This is a genomic window from Streptomyces sp. DT2A-34 (assembly GCF_030499515.1).
GTDB lineage: Bacteria > Actinomycetota > Actinomycetes > Streptomycetales > Streptomycetaceae > Streptomyces.
This window is the reverse complement of record NZ_JASTWJ010000001.1, coordinates 5459403-5479610: the sequence shown is the minus strand read 5'-3', so window position 1 is coordinate 5479610 and position 20208 is coordinate 5459403. Positions and strand designations below refer to the sequence as shown.

The 20208-nt window shown below is 70.0% G+C and carries 22 protein-coding genes and 1 tRNA gene; 7 read left to right on the top strand and 16 right to left on the bottom strand.

What is annotated here, in order from left to right:
• Window positions 1-25: 25 nt before the first annotated feature.
• From QQM39_RS24425 to QQM39_RS24405, 5 genes are all read right to left on the bottom strand, one after another.
• Window positions 26-1234 carry a beta-ketoacyl synthase gene (locus tag QQM39_RS24425; RefSeq protein WP_301999656.1) on the bottom strand — a complete coding sequence of 403 codons (1209 nt, stop codon included), beginning with the start codon at window positions 1232-1234 and terminating at the stop codon, window positions 26-28.
• Window positions 1231-1506, bottom strand: coding sequence for an acyl carrier protein (locus tag QQM39_RS24420; protein ID WP_274240279.1), 276 nt, complete (start codon window positions 1504-1506; stop codon window positions 1231-1233). Before QQM39_RS24420 ends, QQM39_RS24425 begins: the two co-directional genes overlap by 4 nt.
• A gap of 37 nt (window positions 1507-1543) precedes the next feature.
• A complete protein-coding gene (locus tag QQM39_RS24415) occupies window positions 1544-2803 on the bottom strand; it encodes a WS/DGAT domain-containing protein (RefSeq protein WP_301999655.1) in 1260 nt (419 codons plus the stop codon).
• A gap of 112 nt (window positions 2804-2915) precedes the next feature.
• On the bottom strand, window positions 2916-3194 hold the full coding sequence (locus QQM39_RS24410; RefSeq protein ID WP_301999654.1) for a hypothetical protein: 279 nt from the start codon (window positions 3192-3194) through the stop codon (window positions 2916-2918).
• Between the two features lie 74 nt (window positions 3195-3268).
• Window positions 3269-4108, bottom strand: a complete 840-nt coding sequence (locus QQM39_RS24405) for a hypothetical protein (RefSeq protein ID WP_301999653.1) — start codon at window positions 4106-4108, stop codon at window positions 3269-3271.
• Window positions 4109-4578: 470 nt separating this feature from the next.
• On the opposite strand from QQM39_RS24405, the gene QQM39_RS24400 reads away from it, so the two are divergent.
• From QQM39_RS24400 to QQM39_RS24390, 3 genes are all read left to right on the top strand, one after another.
• The gene (locus QQM39_RS24400; RefSeq protein WP_301999652.1) at window positions 4579-5061 is read left to right on the top strand and encodes a hypothetical protein; all 483 of its coding nucleotides are present in this window, start codon (window positions 4579-4581) and stop codon (window positions 5059-5061) included.
• Between the two features lie 300 nt (window positions 5062-5361).
• Window positions 5362-5655 (top strand): hypothetical protein, encoded by a 294-nt coding sequence (locus QQM39_RS24395; protein ID WP_062714161.1) that lies wholly within the window; start codon window positions 5362-5364, stop codon window positions 5653-5655.
• Between the two features lie 257 nt (window positions 5656-5912).
• Window positions 5913-6218: a hypothetical protein gene (locus tag QQM39_RS24390; protein ID WP_301999651.1), complete on the top strand. Its 306-nt coding sequence runs from the start codon at window positions 5913-5915 to the stop codon at window positions 6216-6218.
• 134 nt (window positions 6219-6352) lie between these two features.
• Here QQM39_RS24390 and QQM39_RS24385 read toward each other — a convergent pair whose 3' ends face one another.
• From QQM39_RS24385 to QQM39_RS24365, 5 genes are all read right to left on the bottom strand, one after another.
• The gene (locus QQM39_RS24385; RefSeq protein WP_301999650.1) at window positions 6353-6700 is read right to left on the bottom strand and encodes a hypothetical protein; all 348 of its coding nucleotides are present in this window, start codon (window positions 6698-6700) and stop codon (window positions 6353-6355) included.
• Window positions 6701-7042: 342 nt separating this feature from the next.
• Window positions 7043-7228, bottom strand: coding sequence for a hypothetical protein (locus QQM39_RS24380; protein ID WP_301999649.1), 186 nt, complete (start codon window positions 7226-7228; stop codon window positions 7043-7045).
• Window positions 7229-7680: 452 nt separating this feature from the next.
• Complete coding sequence (locus tag QQM39_RS24375; RefSeq protein WP_301999648.1) at window positions 7681-8049, bottom strand: hypothetical protein; 369 nt, start codon at window positions 8047-8049, stop codon at window positions 7681-7683.
• A 410-nt stretch (window positions 8050-8459) separates the two neighbouring features.
• Window positions 8460-8690, bottom strand: a complete 231-nt coding sequence (locus tag QQM39_RS24370; RefSeq protein ID WP_301999647.1) for a hypothetical protein — start codon at window positions 8688-8690, stop codon at window positions 8460-8462.
• 197 nt (window positions 8691-8887) lie between these two features.
• Window positions 8888-8962: transfer RNA gene (locus QQM39_RS24365), tRNA-Thr, on the bottom strand.
• A 216-nt stretch (window positions 8963-9178) separates the two neighbouring features.
• On the opposite strand from QQM39_RS24365, the gene QQM39_RS24360 reads away from it, so the two are divergent.
• The 3 genes from QQM39_RS24360 (at window position 9179) to QQM39_RS24350 (ending at window position 11806) form a co-directional block, all read left to right on the top strand.
• Window positions 9179-10270: an ABC transporter ATP-binding protein gene (locus QQM39_RS24360; RefSeq protein ID WP_301999646.1), complete on the top strand. Its 1092-nt coding sequence runs from the start codon at window positions 9179-9181 to the stop codon at window positions 10268-10270.
• A 231-nt stretch (window positions 10271-10501) separates the two neighbouring features.
• Window positions 10502-10957 carry a hypothetical protein gene (locus tag QQM39_RS24355; protein ID WP_301999645.1) on the top strand — a complete coding sequence of 152 codons (456 nt, stop codon included), beginning with the start codon at window positions 10502-10504 and terminating at the stop codon, window positions 10955-10957.
• A gap of 117 nt (window positions 10958-11074) precedes the next feature.
• Entirely contained in the window at window positions 11075-11806 is a 732-nt protein-coding gene (locus tag QQM39_RS24350; protein WP_301999644.1) for a nucleotidyltransferase family protein, read from the top strand.
• A gap of 586 nt (window positions 11807-12392) precedes the next feature.
• On the opposite strand, the gene QQM39_RS24345 is transcribed toward QQM39_RS24350, so the two are convergent.
• From QQM39_RS24345 to QQM39_RS24320, 6 genes are all read right to left on the bottom strand, one after another.
• Complete coding sequence (locus tag QQM39_RS24345; RefSeq protein ID WP_302003710.1) at window positions 12393-14030, bottom strand: DoxX family protein; 1638 nt, start codon at window positions 14028-14030, stop codon at window positions 12393-12395.
• Window positions 14031-14164: 134 nt separating this feature from the next.
• Window positions 14165-15106 carry a 23S rRNA (guanosine(2251)-2'-O)-methyltransferase RlmB gene (gene rlmB, locus QQM39_RS24340; protein ID WP_301999643.1) on the bottom strand — a complete coding sequence of 314 codons (942 nt, stop codon included), beginning with the start codon at window positions 15104-15106 and terminating at the stop codon, window positions 14165-14167.
• Window positions 15107-15205: 99 nt separating this feature from the next.
• Window positions 15206-16603, bottom strand: coding sequence for a cysteine--tRNA ligase (gene cysS, locus QQM39_RS24335; RefSeq protein WP_301999642.1), 1398 nt, complete (start codon window positions 16601-16603; stop codon window positions 15206-15208).
• 136 nt (window positions 16604-16739) lie between these two features.
• Entirely contained in the window at window positions 16740-17237 is a 498-nt protein-coding gene (gene ispF, locus QQM39_RS24330) for a 2-C-methyl-D-erythritol 2,4-cyclodiphosphate synthase (RefSeq protein WP_301999641.1), read from the bottom strand.
• On the bottom strand, window positions 17227-17979 hold the full coding sequence (gene ispD, locus QQM39_RS24325) for a 2-C-methyl-D-erythritol 4-phosphate cytidylyltransferase (RefSeq protein WP_301999640.1): 753 nt from the start codon (window positions 17977-17979) through the stop codon (window positions 17227-17229). The genes ispF and ispD overlap by 11 nt, the downstream gene beginning before the upstream one ends.
• 306 nt (window positions 17980-18285) lie before the next feature.
• Entirely contained in the window at window positions 18286-18768 is a 483-nt protein-coding gene (locus QQM39_RS24320; RefSeq protein WP_003953493.1) for a CarD family transcriptional regulator, read from the bottom strand.
• Window positions 18769-19439: 671 nt separating this feature from the next.
• On the opposite strand from QQM39_RS24320, the gene QQM39_RS24315 reads away from it, so the two are divergent.
• The gene (locus tag QQM39_RS24315; RefSeq protein WP_301999639.1) at window positions 19440-20168 is read left to right on the top strand and encodes a DUF461 domain-containing protein; all 729 of its coding nucleotides are present in this window, start codon (window positions 19440-19442) and stop codon (window positions 20166-20168) included.
• Window positions 20169-20208: the final 40 nt, after the last annotated feature.

Genomic DNA, 20208 nt, shown 5'->3' with positions numbered 1-20208 from the left:
CCCCCTGCGTACCCGCCTCCCGTGATCAGGCGTGGGGTGAATCGAACACGACACAGGCGTTGTGGCCGCCGAAGGCGAAGCTGTTGCTGATCACCGGCCCGTCCGGGATCTTGCGCGGCTCGGCGGTGACCACATCGAGTTCGCATCGTGGGTCCAGCCGCGTGAGATGAGCCGTCGGAGGCGCGAGTCCCTCATGCACGGACCACGCCGTGATCACGGCTTCCAGCGCCCCCGCCAGCCCCAACCCGTGCCCGGTCACGGCCTTGGGGGCGGTGACCGGCACCGCACGGGGCCCGAACACGGCGGTGATCGCCTGCGCTTCCGCGAGGTCGTTCAGCTCGGTGCCGGTGCCGTGCGCGTTGACATGGGTGACGGCCTCGGCGGTCGTGCCGGCGTCGGCGAGCGCCTGCTCCATGCACGCCCGGGCACCGAGACCGTCGGGATGCGGTGCCGTGAGGTGGTGGGCGTCGGAGGTACGGCCGTATCCGGTCAGGGTGGCGTAGATCCGGGCGCCCCGCGCGCGGGCGAGGTCCAGCCGTTCCAGCACCAGGAACGCCGCCCCTTCGGCGAGGACGAACCCCCGCCGCCCGGCGTCGAACGGCCGTGACGCGGCAGCGGGGTCCTCGCACTCGGTGACCATCGCACCGGCCCGCCCGAAGGCCAGCGCGGTCGTGGGCGTCAGGGGACTGTCATGGCCTCCCGCCACCACCACGTCCGCACACCCCGCCCGGATCATCTGCATCGCCTCACCCACCGCATGCGTCCCGGAGGCACACGCGGTGGACACCGTCAGACTCGGACCGGTGATCCCGAGCCGGGCACTGATCCAGTACGCCCCCGCGTTGTGCATCAGCCGAGGCGCGTACAGCACATCGGGATGCCCGATGCCGTTCTCCTGACTGATCACACCGCCGTAGCCGGTGCCGGTGACCACCGCCCGCCGGCCGGGACCGACGTGCAGTCCTCCGGCGTCCTCCACGGCGTCCGCGGCCGCGCACACGGCCAGCTGCACCGAACGGTCCGCCCGCCGCACCTCCTTGGGCGACAGATAGCCGCTCGGGTCGAAGTCGGGCATCGCACACGCCGGGTACACGACGGCGCCCTCGTCGTCGAACACATGCAGCGACGTCGCCGAACGGCACTCCGCCAGGCTCTCCCACAGCGCTGCCGGACTCGCACCGGCGGCGCACCGCACTCCCAGGCCGGTGACGGCGACAGCGGGTCGGCCGGTCATCGGGCGAGGGGGCTGCGGGCGGCATGGGTGCGCAGCCTCACGATGAGGTCGGCCACATCACCCACGGTGGACACTCCGGCCTTGTCGGTCCCTTTCAGGGACACGCCGAACAACTCCTCCGACGCCACTTCCAGTTCGGTGATGTCCAGGCTGTCGGCTCCCAGATCGGCCACCAGCCGGGCCTGCGGCACGACCGCCTCCGGTGGCACCGACATCACCCGCGCGCACAGCGGGCGCAGCGCTTCCCATACGTCGCCGTGTTCCACATCCATGCAACTGCCTCCATCTCCTGGTGCCGTCAGGGCCGACTCACACCGACGGCGTCGCCGTGCGGGCCCATGTCTCGAACTCCGTGACGACCGCGTCGGCGAGCCGTCCCGCGTCGTTCGGGCGCAGGTTGCACACCGCGGTGAGCGTGAACGCCTCCCCCGCCTGCGCCAGGGCGAAGCTGACCGTGCCCGGGTGCTGCAGGGGCGGCAGCCCGACCGTGCGCACCAGCTGCCGGCCCTGGAAGGTGCTCGATCCGCCGGGCCACTTCATGGCCGTGGTCGCGGTCGCCGCGAAGCAGGAGTGGCGGCCGCGGTCGGTCAGCAGCCTGGTCACCCAGGGGCCCGTCCGGCGTACCGCTTCCGCCGCGGGGAACAGCACGGTGGCGTGCGCCGCGGCCCGCTCCGGGACGGTGGCCATCGCGGCCTGACACGCCCGCAGCCGCGCCACGGCACCGTCCACGTCGACGGGCAACGGAACCCGAACGACCGTGAGCGTGTTCCCGAGTTCCCTCGGATTCGCCCGGGTGCGCAGGTCACACGGTACGGCCGTGTACACGGGCTCGTCCCGCTGCCGCCACCGCCGCACCGACCCGTACTGGGCCCGCAGCGCCCCGGCCACCGCGCCCACGAGCAGCTCGTTCAACGTCGCGCCCCGGCCGTCGGCCGGCTGCCGGCGCGCGGATCGGACCGTGTGCGCGGGCAGTTCGCTCACCGCGACCGAGGGATACGTCCGCTCGGACGGCCGCATCGGAAGGGCCTGTCCGGCGGCCGCCATCGCCCTGAGCTCCCTGCCCGCCGCCCGCGGCCCGGTACGCGACAGCGGCGCCGACCGGCCCGACTCCCTCGCTTCCACGGGGCTGTCCGTCAACAAGCGCATCAGCGTCGCCAGGGAGCGCCCGTCCAGCAGCACATGCTGGGCCACGAGCGCCAGCGCGAAGTCACCGCCGTGCGCCGCGTCCGGGACCACGAAGAGCCGCCACGGCGGCACACCGCCGACGAGCGGCCGGTCCACGCTCTGCGCCCACAGGTCGTCCAACTTGTGACGGGCCACGGTGACATGCACGGCCGGATCGAACGGCCCCGGCACGACCCACCGCACACGCCCCGGCCGTGCCGTCCCGCCCATGCCCGGTGAAGGGTCGAGCACGCGGTTCATCCGCTCCAGGCCCGTCCACCGCTCGACGACGCGCGCCCGCACCCGGTCCACATCGGGCTGCTCACCGGAGAAGACCGCCGCCAGTCCGATGACTCCCGGACACCCGTTGAGCAGCAGCATCTCCTCGGCACAGGACAGTCTCATGCCATACGTCGCCATCCTCTTCCTTTGCTGTCCGCCGCCGACGAGCTCCGACCCGACAGTCCGACGCCCGCCCCGTGGTGGAGCGGGCGTCGGACCTAACGCTTCACACGGACTACTTGACCGCGCTGTTGCAGCCCATGTCCGAACCGAGGTGGCTGGGCTGCGCACCCGGCGAGCCTTCGCCGTTGAGCGCGTTGGCCACCGCGCCGTTGAGGACGCCGAGGCTGCCGAGGACGTCGATGTTCATGTCGTGCGAGCGGCACTCGATGCCCTGCGTGATGTCGAGGTCGTGGGCGCCCGCCTCACCGTGGGCGAAGGCGGTGCCCACGCCGAGGGAACCGACACTGCCGAGGACGGCGCCCAGGAAGGCGACCTTCTGAAGCTTGTGCATTTCTTCTCCGTTGGTCGAGCAGATGTGCTGTGCAGCAGATCAAGTTGGGAGGATGGACACTTGCGGAAGAGCCCTCAGCCGAGGCGGGGCAGCCCCAACTGGCCCACGGGAGGCGCCGCGACCTGTCCGAGGCCGAGCCCGGGAACCTGCGGCGCGCTCGCCGGCGAGAGCAGCGGGTTGATGAGCGGGTTCACCTGGGGGTTGACCTGCGGGTTCACCTGCGGCGCGACACGCGGCGGGGGCTCCGGGTTGAAGACCTGAGGCGCGTTGACCTGCGGAGCGACCTGCGGCATGACCTGGGGCGCCGTCTGCGGGGTGACCTGCGGTACGACCTGCGACACCGGCGACTGCTGCGGGGCGGCCTGGGCGCGCGGCTGGCTGGAGGCTTCCGCGGCGCCACCCGAAGCGGCCGAGGCGGAGGCGTAGCCGGCCTGGTGCTGCGGGGCGGGCGCCGGAGCGGGCGCCGGGGCCGGAGCGGGGGCAGGGGCGGGGGCGGGGGCGGGGGCGGGGGCGGGGGCAGGCGCCGGGGGCTGGTAGTGAGGCGCGGGCTGCGAGTGGTGCTGCGGCCCCGTGGCCTGGGCGGTGCCGGTTGAACGGGCCTCGGCGACGGCCTGCTGAGGCGGCTGGTACTGAGGGGCGGGGGCCGCGTACTGGGGCGGCGCGTACTGGGGAGCGGGCGCCGGGGCGTACTGGGGCGGCGCGTACTGCGGAGCGGGCGCCGGGGCCGCGTACTGGGGCGGCGCGTAATAGGGGGCGGGCGCTGGGGCGTACTGAGGCGGGTACCCGGGAGCGGGCGCCGGGGCACCGTTGTACCCGGCGGGATAGTAGTCGGCGGCCTCGCTGACGCCGGCGCCGATGGCGGTCAGACCGCCGGCCGCCGCTACAACGAGCGCGGCCTTGTGAAGCTTGCGCATGGAACCCTCGGCCCTTCATTACCTGTGCAGGGAAATCCGTTGTATTTCAGTGCAATCTTGCGTGCGCTCAGTCTGATATTCGTACTGCGCCCTTACAGGGGTAATGCCTGAGCTGTCATGTGGACTTCACGCCGGAGCCGGCAGCAGATCCCGTCGCCCTCTCTCTGATTCCTGATCGCTGCCCTCTCTCAGCTGGCAACGACATTTGTCCGGCCAGGACACGGGATGCAAAAACCCGTCACTCCATTGCCATCGGTCGGATAACCGGCTCTACGGACCTGTCACCCCGTCAACGAAAGCGAATGGGTGACCGCACCCCGGCTCACGTGACCGGACCCGCACTTATCTCGTTCCGCACAGGGCCAGAGCGATGGCCCATCGCAGCCGTAGGGCGCAGAAAAGCTAAAGCTGCACCGACTCATCGCATTTCCATACGTTCCATGCACAGGTCAATGAAGGGCCGAGGTTCCATGCGCAAGCTTCACCAGGTCGCGCTCGTCGTCGCAGCAGCCAGTGGTCTGTCAGCCATCGGCGTCGGCCCCAGCGTCGCCGACGCTCCCGCCGGGTACGGCGGTGCCGCTCCGGCTCCCGCGCCGCGGCAGGACGCCCGGGCCGACACGTGGACCCGCTCGCAGACCAGCGTCCAGACTTCCAACGCACCGGCCCAGTACCGGCAGGCGCCGGCCCCCCAGCGGGGTGCCGAGGTCAGCCCGCAGCTCAACCCCCAGCTGAGCCCGCAGCTCAACCCGCAGATCTCCCCTCAGCCGGCCTCGCAGGAAGCCCCGCTGCACAACTCCAACCTCTTCCGCCCGTACCAGGAGTGCAGCCCGCAGTCCCTGCTCAACGCCGCCGTCCCGGTCGCCGTACTCGCCGCCGCCGAGAACCGTGGCATCGACTGCCGCCAGGCCAACAGCCAGGCGAACGCCGTCTCCAGCGCCCGCTCCGTCAGCTAGCGCGTGCGAGCGGATCCGACGAAGGTTCAGCGGGCCGCGCCGGACGCACCGTTGCCCCGGGGGCAGCGAGTCCGGCCGTCCGCCTGAGCAGACAACACGGCAGCCGATCAACAGGGCAGTGCGAGGCCTGCCCGCATCGCGCACGACTCGCGCGCGATGCGGCTTTTGGGTGCTTCCGTCATGAGAACACGCAATCCCGGCGCGTCGTCGGGACATTTACGGATACTTCGTATTAACTCTCATAACAGTACGAAGTCGATCTTTCACGGATCGCACCCACCTCACTCCACCGGAGATGACATGCACAAGCTTCGCAAGGCTGCCGTCCTGGTCGTCGCCCTCGGCAGCGTCGGACTTCTGGGCGCCGGCACTGCCACCGCGCACGGCAACGACGGGCACGGCGGCAAGGGCGGGGACAAGTTCAGCGTCCTGCAGAGCTCCTCCTGCAAGTCGCACGACCTGAACCTCGACGTCCTCGGCCAGGTCGGCATCCTCAACGGCCTGCTGGGCAACGCCCTCAACGGCGAGGGCAACGCCGGCGGGCAGGACACCCACCTGGGCTCGACCATGGGCTGCAACAACAGCGCCTTCTAAGAGCCTGACGGGTCGCACAGGCGGCCGATGACGGGAAACAGGTCCCGGTACCGAGCCTCATGGCACGGTACCGGGACCCCCTTTTTGTGTCGATATTCAACGCACCACCAGCATTTCCCGGCCATCGGCCAAGGCGGTGAGACTTTCCAGAATTCGGCGTGCCGCCCGATTGCTTTGGATTACTTCCTATTAGCCTCCGTAACTGTACGAAGTCGATCTGAAATAGATCGCACCCACTCCACTCCACCGGAGATGACATGCACAAGCTTCGCAAGGCTGCCGTCCTGGTCGCCGCCCTCGGGAGCGTCGGGCTCCTGACCGCCGGCGCCGCACACGCCGACCAGGGCGGCTGGGGCTCGAAGAGCAACGGCAAGAGCGGCTCGAACTTCAGCATCCTGCAGAGCACCACCTGCAAGTCGCACGACGCCAACGTCGACATCCTCGGCCAGGTCGGCATCGCCAACGGCCTGGGCGGCAACCTGCTGAACGGCGAGGGCAACCCGGGCGCGCAGGAGACCTCCCTGGGCTCGTCGATGGGCTGCAGCAACGCCGTCGGCAAGTGACGTAAGCCAAATCCTTCGCCCGGTGCCCCGGCCACACAGGCCGGGGCACCGGGCTTTTGTCGGCAGACCGCCGCCACGGAAAGCCGAAATGCCGGGCCGGGAGAATCCCGGTCCGGCATTCGCCTTGTCGCCCCTCAGAACTTGATCTTGGGCAGCTTGTACCCCTTGGGCAGCTTCGTCTTGTTGGAGCACTCCACAACCGGCCCGGACCTCACGTCCCCGCCGTTCAACAGGTTCCCCTCGGGATACACGAGGCGCGGCCGCTCGATCGTCTCGCAGTCCTGCTTCTGCTTGACGACATACTTGCCACGCTTGTCCTTGCGGATGACCTCGCTCTTCTTGACGCAGACGATGTCGCCCTGCTCGGAGATCGTGCAGTCACCCTTGGGGTCATCGGCATACGCCGGCGCGGCACCGCTGTAGAGCACGGCAAGAGCGCCGATCAGCCCCGAGACGGTTGCGATCCTCTGTCGACCGATCATGTGCTGCCTTCCTTTGCAAATCTAGGCCCGAACGCCTGCGCCGTTGACCGGCACGCGCTCGAGCCTGGGAGAGGGGCGAAATACGATTGGCTGCAGCCCGGCCGCGCACCCTGAGGGGTTCTGCTGCGCGTCCGGGCTGCTTTGCTAAGGGTGTTGTCCTGCACACCGTTGAACACGGTGCTCCGAGGGAATTCGATGCGCCTGTCGCGACGTTGCGAGGCGATGCCTATGGGGCCGACTGTGGAGCGAGTTCCCGAGCCAATACCGAGCCACTCGCCTCGCGGCCGTCACGACGACAACCGCAGTGCCCTGAAACTCGCGCACCGATCCCTCTGCATTTCCTTACTGAGCCGCGGTCGGAGCGGCGTACTCGCCGTAGCCGTACTCCGGAGCGACGGTCTTGGGAGCGGCCTCCGGAGCGGCGTGCGGGGCAGCCTCCGGCGCGGCCGCGGGGGCGGCGTGCGCCTTGTCGCCCGGAGCACCCCACGTGGCCACCGCGTTGGCCGTCGAGGTAGCCACCGCGGTCACGTTCTGACCGTCCCAGTCACCCTCGCCGGCAAAGGCGGCACCCGCACCGGCACCGAAGGACAGCCCTGCAACCGCCGCAGCTACGACCGCAACGCGCTGAAACCTGCGCATAGTTTGACCCTTTCTTCCCGGGCATGAACGCCCTGGTTGACTACTTAATGTGAGCATATACATGTGATCCGTAGCAATTTGGGATCTTTGCCCCTTCTCTGTGTCGTGTCGGCTCATGCCAAGGAACCTTTCCGTCCGCCTCGCCATGGACGTGAAAGGCACTGTTCTCCCTTGAGAGAAACGACAGTTCCCCGAGGGCGAGTCACGGGCGGCGCGGGGCGCTCACCCGTTTGCCGACGGGGCGTTGCAGGACGCGAAAGCGGCGGATGGCCGGACCAGGTCGCGCTGGTCCGGCCATCCGCCGCTCGATGCAGGGAAGTCGGGAGGTTCCGCCCCGGGGCTCAGAAAGGCAATCCGAGCTGTCCCAGGCGGGGTTCGGTGTTGTTGTCGCTCACGACCGCCGGCGCTTCGGGCGCCTCCTGGGCACAGGTGATCTCAGGACCGAGTTTTACGGTTCCGTGGTTCAGCAGGCCGGCAGCGGGCAAGGTCAGCGGCTTCGTCGGCTGGCAGGTCACCGACCGGCGCAGGGCGATGTCCTCGCCCTCCCTCGTTTCACCCACGATCCGCTGGGTGCAGATGATGTTGCCCTGGGCGTCGGTGCCACAGACGCCCGGCAGAGCCATGGCGTAAGCCTGGCCGGCGCCGATCCAGGTCATGGCGAGGCCGCCGAGAAGCCCCGAGACGGCCACGAACTTCTTTCCGTTGAACATGTCCTGCGTCTCCTTTGTGAGGGGTGCCCCCGGCTGCCGTGCACCGCGAACTGCCGCGGCGAGCCCCGGGGATGTCGGAGAGGCGGGCCCCGGCGCCCGACTCGTTGTCCGGGACGCGCGGGACCGCATTGCTTACGAAGTGAAGGACAGACCTGAAGTGAAGTGAAGGACCGACCTGCTGGAAGGCACTGGTGCCGCAACCCGCGCCCGAGCCGAGGGCTTCAGGGCGTCGAGGTCCAGGTCGGGCGCGCGCAACCGCTCATCGGGGCACCGGAGTCCAGTACCGTCGCGCACGCATACGGGCCCGAGGAGCGGTCTCGCGCTCCGGGCGGCCGCACATGAACGGGCCCCTTCGGGAGGTGACCCCGAAGGGGCCCGCGGAAGGCGTCGGCACGACTACGCCGCCGGCCTCAACCAGTGAAGGCGTTGTTGAACTGGCCGCAGGTGGTGTCGAAGGTCTCGGAGAGACCGAGCACGGCGATCGGGAGGTCACCCTCGGCCACCGTCTGCGGGCTGCACTCCTGGTAGGGGCGGTAGAGGTCGGTCGTGCTCGCCTCGTAGGCGACACCGGTACCGGCACCGATGGCGGACAGGCTGCCGGCCGCCGCCGCGACGATCATGACCTGGTGAAGCTTGCGCATGGAACCCTCGGTTTTCATTACCTATACATAGAGGCTGATTGCCTACTGTGACTGCACGAACACTAGCAGTAGCGATGCTATTCCATGCCGGCTCATCTCCCGTGTCCCAGTGGGGACATGGGGAGTTGCGCGAATGAAAAGAAGGAATGAAAAACGACCTGCGGGGCGGTGTCATCGACAACCGCCCCGCATATGGGAGCCCCCTGTCGGATTCGAACCGACGACCTGCTGTTTACAAGACAGCCGCTCTGGACCAGCTGAGCTAAGGAGGCATGCACGCGCTGTCACGCACGCGCCCGTGCAGTGTACCCAGGTTCCGAGGGGGCCCTGTCGAAAATTTCCGCGAAGTTCACATGCCTCCAGGTACTGACAGAACAGGCGAACGCCGGGTACCGTCCAGGTCCAGTCCGCACATGTGGACTAAAACAACCACCTTCCTACAACGGATCGTCCGGCACGTTCCTGCCGGTAGAAGGGGGCCCATTCACATGGCCACTGTCTCGTTCGACAAGGCGACCCGGATCTACCCGGGCACCGAGAAGCCCGCCGTGGACGCGCTCGACATCCACATCGAGGACGGAGAGTTCCTCGTTCTGGTCGGCCCGTCCGGCTGCGGCAAGTCCACCTCGCTCCGCATGCTGGCGGGGCTCGAGGACGTCAACGGCGGCGCCATCCGCATCGGTGACCGCGACGTCACGCACCTGCCGCCGAAGGACCGGGACATCGCCATGGTGTTCCAGAACTACGCGCTGTACCCGCACATGACCGTCGCCGACAACATGGGCTTCGCGCTCAAGATCGCCGGCGTGCCGAAGGCGGAGATCCGCCAGAAGGTCGAGGACGCGGCGAAGATCCTCGACCTCACCGAGTACCTCGGCCGCAAGCCGAAGGCCCTCTCCGGTGGTCAGCGTCAGCGTGTCGCCATGGGTCGCGCCATCGTGCGTGAGCCCCAGGTCTTCCTCATGGACGAGCCGCTGTCCAACCTGGACGCCAAGCTCCGTGTGTCGACCCGTACGCAGATCGCGTCGCTGCAGCGCCGTCTCGGCATCACCACCGTCTACGTCACCCACGACCAGGTCGAGGCCATGACGATGGGCGACCGTGTGGCGGTCCTCAAGGACGGTCTGCTCCAGCAGATCGACACCCCGCGCAACATGTACGACCGCCCGGCCAACCTCTTCGTCGCCGGCTTCATCGGCTCCCCGGCCATGAACCTGGTCGAGGTGCCGATCACCGACGGCGGCGTGAAGTTCGGCAACTCCGTCGTCCCGGTCGACCGTGACGCACTGGCCGCCGCCACCGACAAGACCGTCACCGTCGGTGTCCGTCCCGAGCACTTCGACGTCGCCGGTGCCGACTCGGACCAGGGCCTCGCGGTCACCGTGAACGTCGTCGAGGAGCTCGGCGCCGACGCGTACGTCTACGGCACCGCCAAGGTCGGCGGCGACGACGCCAAGGACCTCGTCGTCCGTGTCAGCGGTCGTGACGTCCCGGAGAAGGGCAGCACGCTGCACGTCGTCCCGCGCGCGGGCGAGACCCACGTGTTCTCGACCTCCACGGGGGCGCGGCTCTCCGACTGAGAGCGCGAACGACGGCAGGTACAGGCAGCACAACCCCGGGTAATTCACCCAGGTTGACGAAGAGGGCCCCGCAGATCCCTGCGGGGCCCTTCTCGTTGTCGACAAATACCCCGGCAGATCGGTCATTTCGAGCGCCGTACGTCAACGTAGCACCGGAAAATGGGGCTGCCGCGTCCCCCAAACCGGTGACCGAATGTCGCCACGTCAGTACCGAACGCTACCCTCACTCGCGTGAAGCACTCCACCACCCAACAGACACGACGCGGCCACCGGGGCCCCGCCCGCCAGCTCGGCCGCACTCTCGCCCTCGTCCTGCCCGTCGTCCTGGTGCTCTCCGGGACCCTCGCGGTCACCCGGGTCAACTGGTCGGGGAACCCCTCGGACTCGGTGCTCACCGCGACCGACGTCTCGAGCGCGGGCGCGAAGAACGCCGCCCCGCGTGCCCCCCAGGACGTGCTGCGCGACCAGCTCCTGACCGAGCTGCAGGCGGAGAACCCGGGCGTCGCCCTCACCCACCTCCAGCAGGCCGTCCACGACCGGCCGTCCCTGGCCCGGCACTGCGCCTCGATCGCCCGTGCCCTCGGCCGCGCCGCGGTCCGCATGTACGGTCCGACGCGTGCGCAGTCGTACGCCCGGCCCGTCTGCGACACGGCCTTCGCTTCGGGGGTGGCGGCAGCGCACAGCTAGCCCTTGTCGATCCTCTTCCAGGAACACTCCGGAACACTCCTCTTCCGGACGGTAACGGCTGATTGAGGAACGGTTGCCGGCGAATGCCGCGAGCGGGGCGCCGCGTACAGTTCGGTCATGACTGATCCGAACGCCGCGTCCCGCCCCGTTCAAGCCGTCATCCTGGCCGGTGGCCAGGGGTCTCGGCTGCGTCCGTACACCGACGACCGGCCCAAGCCGATGGTCGAGATCCCCGGTACGGGGACGCCGATCATCGGCCACCAGCTCGGCTGGCTCGCCGAAGAAGGCGTGACGGACGTGGTGGTCAGCTGTGGGCACCTCGCCGAGGTGCTGCGGGACTGGCTGAAGTCAGCCGATCTTCCGGTCCGTGTCACGACCGTCGTCGAGACGGAGCCGCTCGGGCGAGGCGGCGGCCTGAAGTACGCGGCCGCGCATCTTCCGCACCCGGACAAGGCCTGGTACGCCACCAACGGCGACATCTGGACCCGCTTCTCGCTGCGCGACATGGCGGACTTCCACACCGAGCGCGACGCGGTCGCGACGCTCGCCCTGGCTCGGCCTCGTATCCCGTGGGGTGCGGTGAAGACGGACGGCTTCGGCCACATCACGGACTTCATCGAGGCTCCGCCGTCGACCTTCGAGATCAACGCGGGCGTCTACGTCTTCTCGCCCGAGTTCGCCTCCCTCCTCCCCGAACGCGGCGACCACGAACGCACCACCTTCCCCCACCTGGCCCGGGAACGCCGCCTGGCCGGCTTCCCGATCCCCCAGGGGGCGTACTGGCGCGCCATCGACACGGCGAAGGACCTCACGGAGGCGGCGAGGGAACTGGCGGCTCTGGGACGCTGACGCCTCCGGCGGTTGGGCGGGGGTGCCTGCGGCGGCCTGTTGCTGTCCGGTGGGGGTGCGTGTAGCGCCTGCGGGTGGGTTGTGGGTCGGGGCCGTGCCGGGAGGTGTCCGTCCTCGGTCGGGCGGTGGGCGTTGCGCTAGAGGTGCCGTGCCTTGACGCCCGACTCTGCGGGCGGACACCCCCCGGCACGTCCCCTTCCCGCCGTACGCGACTGCGGGCCGTCCCGCCCAAGCCGGGGGGCCGTCCCGCGCCGCAGCCGGGAGCCGTCCCGCCCCGGCCGGGGGGGCCGTCGCGCGCCTCAGCCGCAGGCCGTCCCGCCCTAGCCGCGGGCAGTCCCACGCCCCAGCCGCAAGCCGTCCCGCCCTAGCCGGCGGCCCGTCCCACGCCCCAGCCGCGGCCGTCCTGCCCAATCCGCGGGCAGTCGTGCCGCTGGGGCGGCTCCCGACCCACACAGGGGCGGCACCCCGTCAGCGCCGGACCGCGCGACCCGCCCCCGCCCAGCCTCTGGGCCGGCACGGCACGGCGATGGGCCCCGGACGGGATCGTGTCCGGGGCCCATCGTCGTCGTAGCGGTCGGCGTTGTGTTCAGCCCAGCAGGCCGCCTACCAAGCCCGGTTCGTCGGGTGAGGAGCCGCCCGTTGAGCCGCCGCCGGAGGAGGGGCCTCCGGAGGTCGGGCCGGTGCTGGTGCTGGGGGCCTCATTGGTCGGGGTGGACTGCTGGGGCGGGGCCTGGCCGCCGGTGCCCTGCGTCTGGCTGGGCGTACCGGCGCCCGCGATGCCCGTGTCGCTGGTGGCACCCGGCGTCGTCGCGGCGCCCGCGCTGGGGCTCGCCGTGCCCGACGTGGCGCCCTGGGTGGGCGAGTTGGCGGCCGACGGCGTCCTCTTGTGCCGCTTGTCGGGCTCCTGCGGGAGAGGGGAGCCCGGCAGTTCGTTGCGGGGGGCCTCGCCGGGGCCGGGGACGACGACGCGGTCGGCGTCACGGACCGCACCGCCGAGGACGGAGCCGATGAGGAGGGTGAGGCCGGCGACGATCGCGGTGACGAGGGCGCCGCGGCGCAGGACGTAGCTGCGCAGCTCCCAGATGTCGGAGCGGGGGCCGAGGCGCCGCCAGGCCATACCGGCGAGGCGGCCGTCGATGGAGTAGACGGGGGCGCCGGCGATGATCAGCGGGGACCACGCGGCGAGATAGATGATGTCGGGGGCGTCGTAGGCGGGGACGCTCTTCCAGCTGACCGTGAGCAGCAGCGCGGCGGACAGCAGGGCACCGACGACCGCGGCGACCCGCTGCCAGCACCCCAGGACCGTGAGCACGCCCACGATGACCTGGAAGAAGGCGATGACCAGGCCGGAGCCGACCGGGTGCTCCAGTGCGAACTGGCGGAGGGGCTCGGCGACTTCCCACGGGTGCAGGGTGTTGAGCCACGTCACCATCGAGCCGCGCTTGCCGCCGTCGAAGTAGACGGGGTCGCAGAGCTTGCCCATGCCGGCGTAGATGGAGATGAAGCCGAGGAAGACCCGGAGCGGGAGCAGGACGACGCCGAGGTTCATGCGGCGGCCGGGGTAGTAGGCGTGCCGCGCGGCATCGTCGCCGCCGGGCCGCTTGAGCGGCGCGCCGGGTTCGTCGGCCGCTTCGGATTGCCCGAACTCCTCGTCCTCGTAGGGGAGTTCCTCGTCGTACGCGCTCTCGACCGTGCGCATGTTCGACAGGAGTCGGGCCTCGACGGACTCGTGCGTGCGCTGCGCGCCGACGATCGGGGTCTCGACGGTCTGCGCCAACTCGTCGTCGTAGCCGCCCTCGTAGCCCCGGTCGTAGCCGTCGAACTCGACGCGCGGGATGACCTGGGTGCCGCCGGGGAGCGGTTCCTCGCCGTGGCGGACACTGCCGTCCCGCACGGCCTGGAGCAGGCGGTGGGCGCCGGTGTCGTCGGGCGCGGACGTGCCGTTCCAGACGGCGACCCGGCGGCGGGCGCCGGGGGCCGCTCCCGCTCTGCCGGCCGCGTTGACGACGGGGATGCGGGTGGTGTTCTCGGTGGCGCTCAGGTTCCGTGCGATGCGCGGGGATTTCGTCCGCCCGGTCGACGCGCCCAACAGCACGCGGAAACTCGCGTGATTGACGATGATCTGCGCCGGATCGCTCGGCACCTTCACCATGCTCAGCGCGGGAGCGTCGTCGTATCCCGACGAGCGGTCCCCCGTGGGTGTGCGGGGTGTTCTGGTGTCCACACTCAACTAACCGAGTGACGTGTGGTTAGGACACTGCCTTGACTCGTCCGATCTGTCCGGACCCCGTCAAGGATGCGCAGGTCGCACCACTGTCCCCAGAATTAACCCGCACGGGTGACGTCACGGATGTCTGTTCAGCCGCGTCGACGAGCCGCCTCGTAGAGGACGATTCCTGCCGCCACACCGGCGTTGAGGGACTCCGCGCCGCCCGGCATCGGGATGCGTACGCGGTGGTCGCACGTCTCGCCCACGAGGCGGGACAGGCCCTTGCCCTCGCTGCCGACCACGATGACGACCGGGCCCTGCAGGGCCCGGAGGTCGCCGAGTTCGGCCTCGCCGTCGGCGGCGAGACCGACGACCACGATGCCCGCCTTCTTGTACGCCTCCAGGGCGCGGGTGAGGTTCGTGGCGCGGGCGACCGGGGTGCGGGCCGCCGTGCCGGCGGACGTCTTCCAGGCGCCCGCGGTCATGCCGGCCGCGCGGCGCTCGGGTACGACGACGCCGTGGCCGCCGAAGGCGGAGACCGAGCGGACCACGGCACCGAGGTTGCGCGGGTCGGTCACGCCGTCGAGGGCGACGATGAGCGGGTCCTCGCCATCGTCGTAGGCGGCGTTGGCCAGGTCCTCGGGGTGGGCGTACTCGTACGGCGGGACCTGGAGGACGAGGCCCTGGTGGTTGAGGCCGTTCGTCATGCGGTCCAGCTCGGGACGCGGGGCCTCCATGAGGTTGATGCCGCCGCGCTCGGCGGCGAGCTGGAGGGCCTCGCGGACGCGCTCGTCGTTGTCGATGAACTGCTGGACGTAGAGGGTGGAGGCCGGGACGCCCCCGCGCAGTGCCTCGACTACCGGGTTGCGGCCGACGACCAGCTCGGACGTCGACTTGCCGCCGCGGCCACGCGGCGTGGGACGGCGTACGGCCTGCTTCGCCTTGGCGCCCGCGATGCGGTTCTTCTTGTGCCCCTTGCGCATCTCGGCGGGCGGGGTCGGGCCCTTGCCCTCGAGAGCCTTGCGCCGCTGGCCGCCACTGCCGACCTGCGCGCCCTTCTTGCCGGACATGCGGCGGTTGTTCGCGGCCATGACCTACCTGTCTGTCGTGAGACTTTCGTACGTACGTTTATGCAGTGTGCCGCCCGGAGGGCCGGGCGGCACAATCGATCTTCCCGGACTCGGACTCCGTCAGCGCGGGCCGAGGCTCCAGCGGGGGCCCTGCGGGCCGTCCTCGATGACGAGGCCGGACTGGTTGAGCTGGTCGCGGAGGGCGTCCGCGGCGGCCCAGTCCTTGCGGGAGCGGGCCGCCTCGCGCTGGTCGAGGACCATGCGGACCAGGGTGTCGACCACGCCGTGCAGATCGTCGCCGCGGTCGGTCTCGCCGGCCCAGTGCTCGTCGAGCGGGTCCAGGCCGAGGACGCCGAGCATGGCCCGCACCTCGGCCAGGCGCGCCACGGCCGCTTCCTTGTCGTCGGCGGCCAGCGCGCTGTTGCCCTGGCGGACGGTGGTGTGCACGATGGCGAGCGCCTGCGGGACGCCCAGGTCGTCGTCCATCGCCTCGGCGAAGGCGAGCGGGACCTCGGCGGACGGCTCGACGACGCCCGCCTTCTCCACCACGCGCTGCACGAAGCCCTCGATGCGCGCGAAGGCGGACTCGGCCTCGCGCAGGGCTTCCTCGCTGTACTCGATGGTGGAGCGGTAGTGCGGGGTGCCGAGGTAGTAGCGCAGGACGATGGGGCGCCACTGCTTGACCATCTCGGACACGAGCACGCTGTTGCCGAGCGACTTGGACATCTTCTCGCCGCTCATGGTGACCCACGCGTTGTGCACCCAGTACCGGGCGAACTCGTCGCCGTAGGCCTTGGCCTGGGCGATCTCGTTCTCGTGGTGCGGGAAGATCAGGTCGAGTCCGCCGCCGTGGATGTCGAAGGCGGAGCCCAGGTACTTGTGCGCCATCGCCGAGCACTCCAGGTGCCAGCCCGGGCGGCCCCGGCCCCACGGCGTCTCCCAGTCGGGCTCGCCGGGCTTGGCGGCCTTCCACATCGCGAAGTCGCGCGGGTCCCGCTTGCCGGTGATGCCCTCCTCGGCGGGCTGCCGCATCTCGTCGAGGTCCTGCCGGGACAGCTCCAGGTAGGAGGGCCAGGAACGGACGTCGAAGTAGACGCTGCCGTCCGCCTCGTAGGCGTGTCCGCGCTCGATGAGACCGCGCATCATCTCGACCATCTCGGTGACATGGCCGGTGGCGCGGGGCTCGTACGTCGGCGGGAGGCAGCCGAGGGCGGTGTAGCCGTCGGTGAAGGCGCGCTCGTTCTCGTAGCCGATGGACCACCAGGGGCGGTCCTGGTCGGCGGACTTGGTGATGATCTTGTCGTCGATGTCCGTGACGTTCCGGATGAACGTCACGTCATAGCCGCGGTACGTGAACCAGCGGCGCATGATGTCGAAGTTGAGCCCGGAGCGGATGTGCCCGATGTGCGGTGCGGCCTGCACGGTGGCGCCACAGAGGTAGATCGAGACACAGCCCGGCGTGAGCGGGGTGAAGTCACGGATCTGCCGGGCGCTGGTGTCGTACAGGCGAATAGTCACGGCACCTAGGGTAGTAGGCCGAGGGGGATGCGTGGAGCAGTGCCTTGTTTGTCGGGTGCGGCTCGGTGGGGGGCTGGTCGCGCGTTCCCCACGCCCCCTCGGGTCGGCGCGCTCGCCCGGATACGAGCCCGACCCCTCAGCCGACCCGCACCACGAGCGCCGTGGCCACCGCCATCAGCCCTTCGTCACGGCCCGGGAAGCCCAGGCCGTCCGTCGTCGCGCCCGAGACCGACACCGGTGCGCCCGCCGCCTCCGACAGGATCTTCTGGGCCTCGTCGCGCCGTTTGCCGATCTTGGGGCGGGGGCCGACGACCTGGACGGCGATGTTGCCAATGCGGAAGCCCGCCTCGCGCACGATCCGGGCCGCCTCGGTGAGGAGTACGACGCCCGAGGCGCCCGACCACTCGGGCCGCCCCGTGCCGAAGTGCTGTCCCAGGTCGCCGAGGCCGGCCGCCGAGAACAGCGCGTTGCACGCGGCGTGCGCGACGACGTCCGCGTCGGAGTGCCCGGCGAGGCCCGGCCCTTCGCCCTCCCACTTCAGGCCGGCGCACCACAGCTCGCGGCCCTCCTCGAAGGCGTGGATGTCGGTGCCGATGCCCACCTGGGGCAGTACCGGGAGTGCCTCAGAAGCCATCGTTCAGCCTCCGGCGCGCCAGGACCGCCTCCGCCAGAACCAGGTCCAGCGGGCGCGTGACCTTGAAGGCCTCCTCGTGGCCGGGTACGACCACGACCGTCTCGCCCAGCTGCTCGACCATGCTCGCGTCGTCGGTGACGTTGTCGGTGACCGTCTCGTGGGCGCGAACCAGCGTCGCGCGGTCGAAGCCCTGCGGGGTCTGCACGGCCCGCAGCCGGGCCCGTTCGGGCGTCGCGACCACCGGCTCCGGCTCCCCCGCGGCAGCGGCGGGCTCGACTTCCTTCACCGTGTCCGCGAGGGGCAGCGCCGGAACGACCGCCAGGGCGCCTTCCCGTACGGCCTCGATGACGGCGTCGACCGTGTCGACCGGGACGAGCGGCCGGGCGGCGTCGTGCACCAGCACGATGTCGTACGCGGGCGGCAGCGCGGCCAGCCCCAGCTTCACGGACTCCTGGCGGCTCTCCCCGCCGGGCACGACGAGGAAGTCGGTGCGCTCGGGCAGCGCGTGCGCGTCGAGCAGCGACTTCACCTCACCTGCGCCGTCGGGCGGGGCCACGACGACCACCAGGGAAACGGCGCGGGACGCGGCCAGCGCGCGGACGGCGTGGATCAGCATGGGCGTGCCGTTCAGCGCGCGGAGCGCTTTGGGGGCGCCCGGACCCAGGCGTACGCCACGGCCGGCGGCCGGGATCACGGCGGCAGTACGGATTTCCGCGGGCGAAGGGCGCGAATCGTCAGACATCGGTTCCTGTCAGGTTTGTGTGCTCGGCCTACGTGGGTATGGCCTCAGCGTGCCGGGCGCGACGCCTTGACCGGACCCTTCCGTGACACCGGTCGAGCCAGCAGCCCGGGCCCGGCACGCCAAGTATCGGGGGGATCTCCCTCCGAGGGTGAACCCGCTTCACCCGCGTACGGCGTCCGAGGACATACGGCGACCGAGTGCGAACATGCCGCAGCGCCCGGCGACAAGAGATACGTCATCGGGCACCGCGGCATTTCTTTTAAAACAACACACAGCAGTGTGCTGAACCGAGGCGAATGGACCGCGTCAGGACGCGAGGACCTCGTCGAGCAGGGCCTCGGCCTTGTCCTCGTTGGTGTTCTCCGCGAGAGCGAGTTCGCTCACCAGGATCTGGCGGGCCTTGGCGAGCATGCGCTTCTCACCGGCGGAGAGTCCGCGCTCGCGCTCACGACGCCACAGGTCACGCACGACTTCCGCGACCTTGATGACATCGCCGGAGGCGAGCTTCTCCAGATTTGCCTTGTAACGACGCGACCAGTTCGTGGGCTCCTCGGCGTACGGCGCGCGCAGCACCTCGAAGACCCGGTCCAGCCCGTCCTGACCGACCACATCACGCACGCCGACGAACTCCGCATTGTCCGCTGGCACACGTACCGTCAGGTCACCCTGGGCGACCTTCAGCACCAAGTAGGTCTTGTCCACGCCTTTGATCTGGCGAGTTTCGATGGCCTCGATCAGCGCGGCCCCGTGATGGGGATAGACCACGGTGTCGCCAACCTTGAACGTCATGTGACAGGTACCCCTTCCGTGGCTATCCAGGGTAACACGGAAACTGCGGGTTCTGAATGGCGTTTTCGCAGGTCAGGGCATATCTCGGGGCTTGACAACTCCGACAGGAACGTGCTTCGCGGGCCGACCGGAAGAAAGTATTCGCAGGTCGGAGCGGCTCTGCGGGTGAGGTGAAACGCGTACGTTACACACATCCAGAGGCGCGTCCGGGTGGCCGAACATCCACATATGTCCGGTTCCAAGTGTGCGAGTTTCGCTACTCCGTTCGGCGTCCGGAGTCGGGTACCGGACGAATCCGGAATTGATCACGGCCAGGTCGGCAGCGCGGTCGGTGATCAATTTCGGGAGGGTCACGCATTCCTTCACGGAAATTTTGCGCCGGGCTTGGAAGGCGGCTCGGAAGGTGGCCTGGAAGGAAGCTTGGAAGGCGGCTCGGAAGCGGCCTTGGAACGGGGCTTATGTGAATGGCGGAGGAGCGCGGGCAATGTGACTCCCGGGTCACTTGTGGGTGAAGTGACGGGTGGTGGAAGAGGTACTTCGACGGCACATGGCCGCTCAGGGGAGGGTCGGGTGCGGTCGCGCGGGAACGGCTCGGTACCCTAAGGCCGCTGACAGACACTTAGGGCGGCTTTACGCGCCCGCCCCGTTCGAGTCAAGGAGTTGCCGCCGCCGTGAGCAGCAGCCTTCGACGCGGCGCCCTCGCCGCGGCCGCCATCGCGTTCTCCATCACGTCGCTCGGTGCGTGCGCCGCCGGCAACAACAGCCAGACGCTGGAGATCAAGCCGGACAACGCGGCCACCACGGTCGGCGACATCAAGATCCAGAACGCCATCGTCATCACCCAGCCCGACCTGGAGTCGACCGGTCCGGCCGCGATCTCCGCGACCCTGTTCAACTCCGGCCGCACCGCCCAGACGCTGGACGCCATCAAGGTCGACGGCACCGACAAGACCGCCGAGCTCAAGCCCGCCAAGGGCGGCGGCAGCCTGACCATCCCGGCCGGCGGCTCGCTGATCCTCGGCGGCAAGGACAACGCCTCCGCCGTGCTGTCCAGCAGCCGCGAGGCCATCAAGGACGGCAACGCGCAGAAGATCACCTTCACCTTCAGCAAGACCGGTGACGTGAGCCTGCGCGCGTTCGTCGTGCCGGCCGAGCACTACTTCGAGGGCTGGGGCCCGAGCGCGGTCCCGGCGGCGCCGGGCAAGACGTCCTCCCCGACCGGCTCGCCGACCGGCTCCCCGGCCGAGGGCACCCCGGCCGCGCCGAACGGCGAGGCCTCCGCGGGCGCGACGTCCACGGACGGCACCGCGGCCGGGACCGGTGCCGGGACCGGGACCGGGACCGGTGCCGACGCGGCGACCCCGTCCGACAGCGCCTCGCACACGGCAGCCGGTCACTGAGCGGTCGTACGGCACCGAGCGGTCGTACGGCATCTGCCCA

What these genes read in the sequence shown, in the direction of transcription:
- QQM39_RS24425 (WP_301999656.1), bottom strand. Translation starts at nt 1,234, where the DNA reads ATGACCGGCCGACCCGCTGTCGCCGTCACCGGCCTGGGAGTGCGGTGC.
- QQM39_RS24420 (WP_274240279.1), bottom strand. Translation starts at nt 1,506, where the DNA reads ATGGATGTGGAACACGGCGACGTATGGGAAGCGCTGCGCCCGCTGTGC.
- QQM39_RS24415 (WP_301999655.1), bottom strand. Translation starts at nt 2,803, where the DNA reads ATGAGACTGTCCTGTGCCGAGGAGATGCTGCTGCTCAACGGGTGTCCG.
- QQM39_RS24410 (WP_301999654.1), bottom strand. Translation starts at nt 3,194, where the DNA reads ATGCACAAGCTTCAGAAGGTCGCCTTCCTGGGCGCCGTCCTCGGCAGT.
- QQM39_RS24405 (WP_301999653.1), bottom strand. Translation starts at nt 4,108, where the DNA reads ATGCGCAAGCTTCACAAGGCCGCGCTCGTTGTAGCGGCGGCCGGCGGT.
- QQM39_RS24400 (WP_301999652.1), top strand. Translation starts at nt 4,579, where the DNA reads ATGCGCAAGCTTCACCAGGTCGCGCTCGTCGTCGCAGCAGCCAGTGGT.
- QQM39_RS24395 (WP_062714161.1), top strand. Translation starts at nt 5,362, where the DNA reads ATGCACAAGCTTCGCAAGGCTGCCGTCCTGGTCGTCGCCCTCGGCAGC.
- QQM39_RS24390 (WP_301999651.1), top strand. Translation starts at nt 5,913, where the DNA reads ATGCACAAGCTTCGCAAGGCTGCCGTCCTGGTCGCCGCCCTCGGGAGC.
- QQM39_RS24385 (WP_301999650.1), bottom strand. Translation starts at nt 6,700, where the DNA reads ATGATCGGTCGACAGAGGATCGCAACCGTCTCGGGGCTGATCGGCGCT.
- QQM39_RS24375 (WP_301999648.1), bottom strand. Translation starts at nt 8,049, where the DNA reads ATGTTCAACGGAAAGAAGTTCGTGGCCGTCTCGGGGCTTCTCGGCGGC.
- QQM39_RS24370 (WP_301999647.1), bottom strand. Translation starts at nt 8,690, where the DNA reads ATGCGCAAGCTTCACCAGGTCATGATCGTCGCGGCGGCGGCCGGCAGC.
- QQM39_RS24360 (WP_301999646.1), top strand. Translation starts at nt 9,179, where the DNA reads ATGGCCACTGTCTCGTTCGACAAGGCGACCCGGATCTACCCGGGCACC.
- QQM39_RS24350 (WP_301999644.1), top strand. Translation starts at nt 11,075, where the DNA reads ATGACTGATCCGAACGCCGCGTCCCGCCCCGTTCAAGCCGTCATCCTG.
- rlmB (WP_301999643.1), bottom strand. Translation starts at nt 15,106, where the DNA reads ATGGCCGCGAACAACCGCCGCATGTCCGGCAAGAAGGGCGCGCAGGTC.
- ispF (WP_301999641.1), bottom strand. Translation starts at nt 17,237, where the DNA reads ATGGCTTCTGAGGCACTCCCGGTACTGCCCCAGGTGGGCATCGGCACC.
- ispD (WP_301999640.1), bottom strand. Translation starts at nt 17,979, where the DNA reads ATGTCTGACGATTCGCGCCCTTCGCCCGCGGAAATCCGTACTGCCGCC.
- QQM39_RS24320 (WP_003953493.1), bottom strand. Translation starts at nt 18,768, where the DNA reads ATGACGTTCAAGGTTGGCGACACCGTGGTCTATCCCCATCACGGGGCC.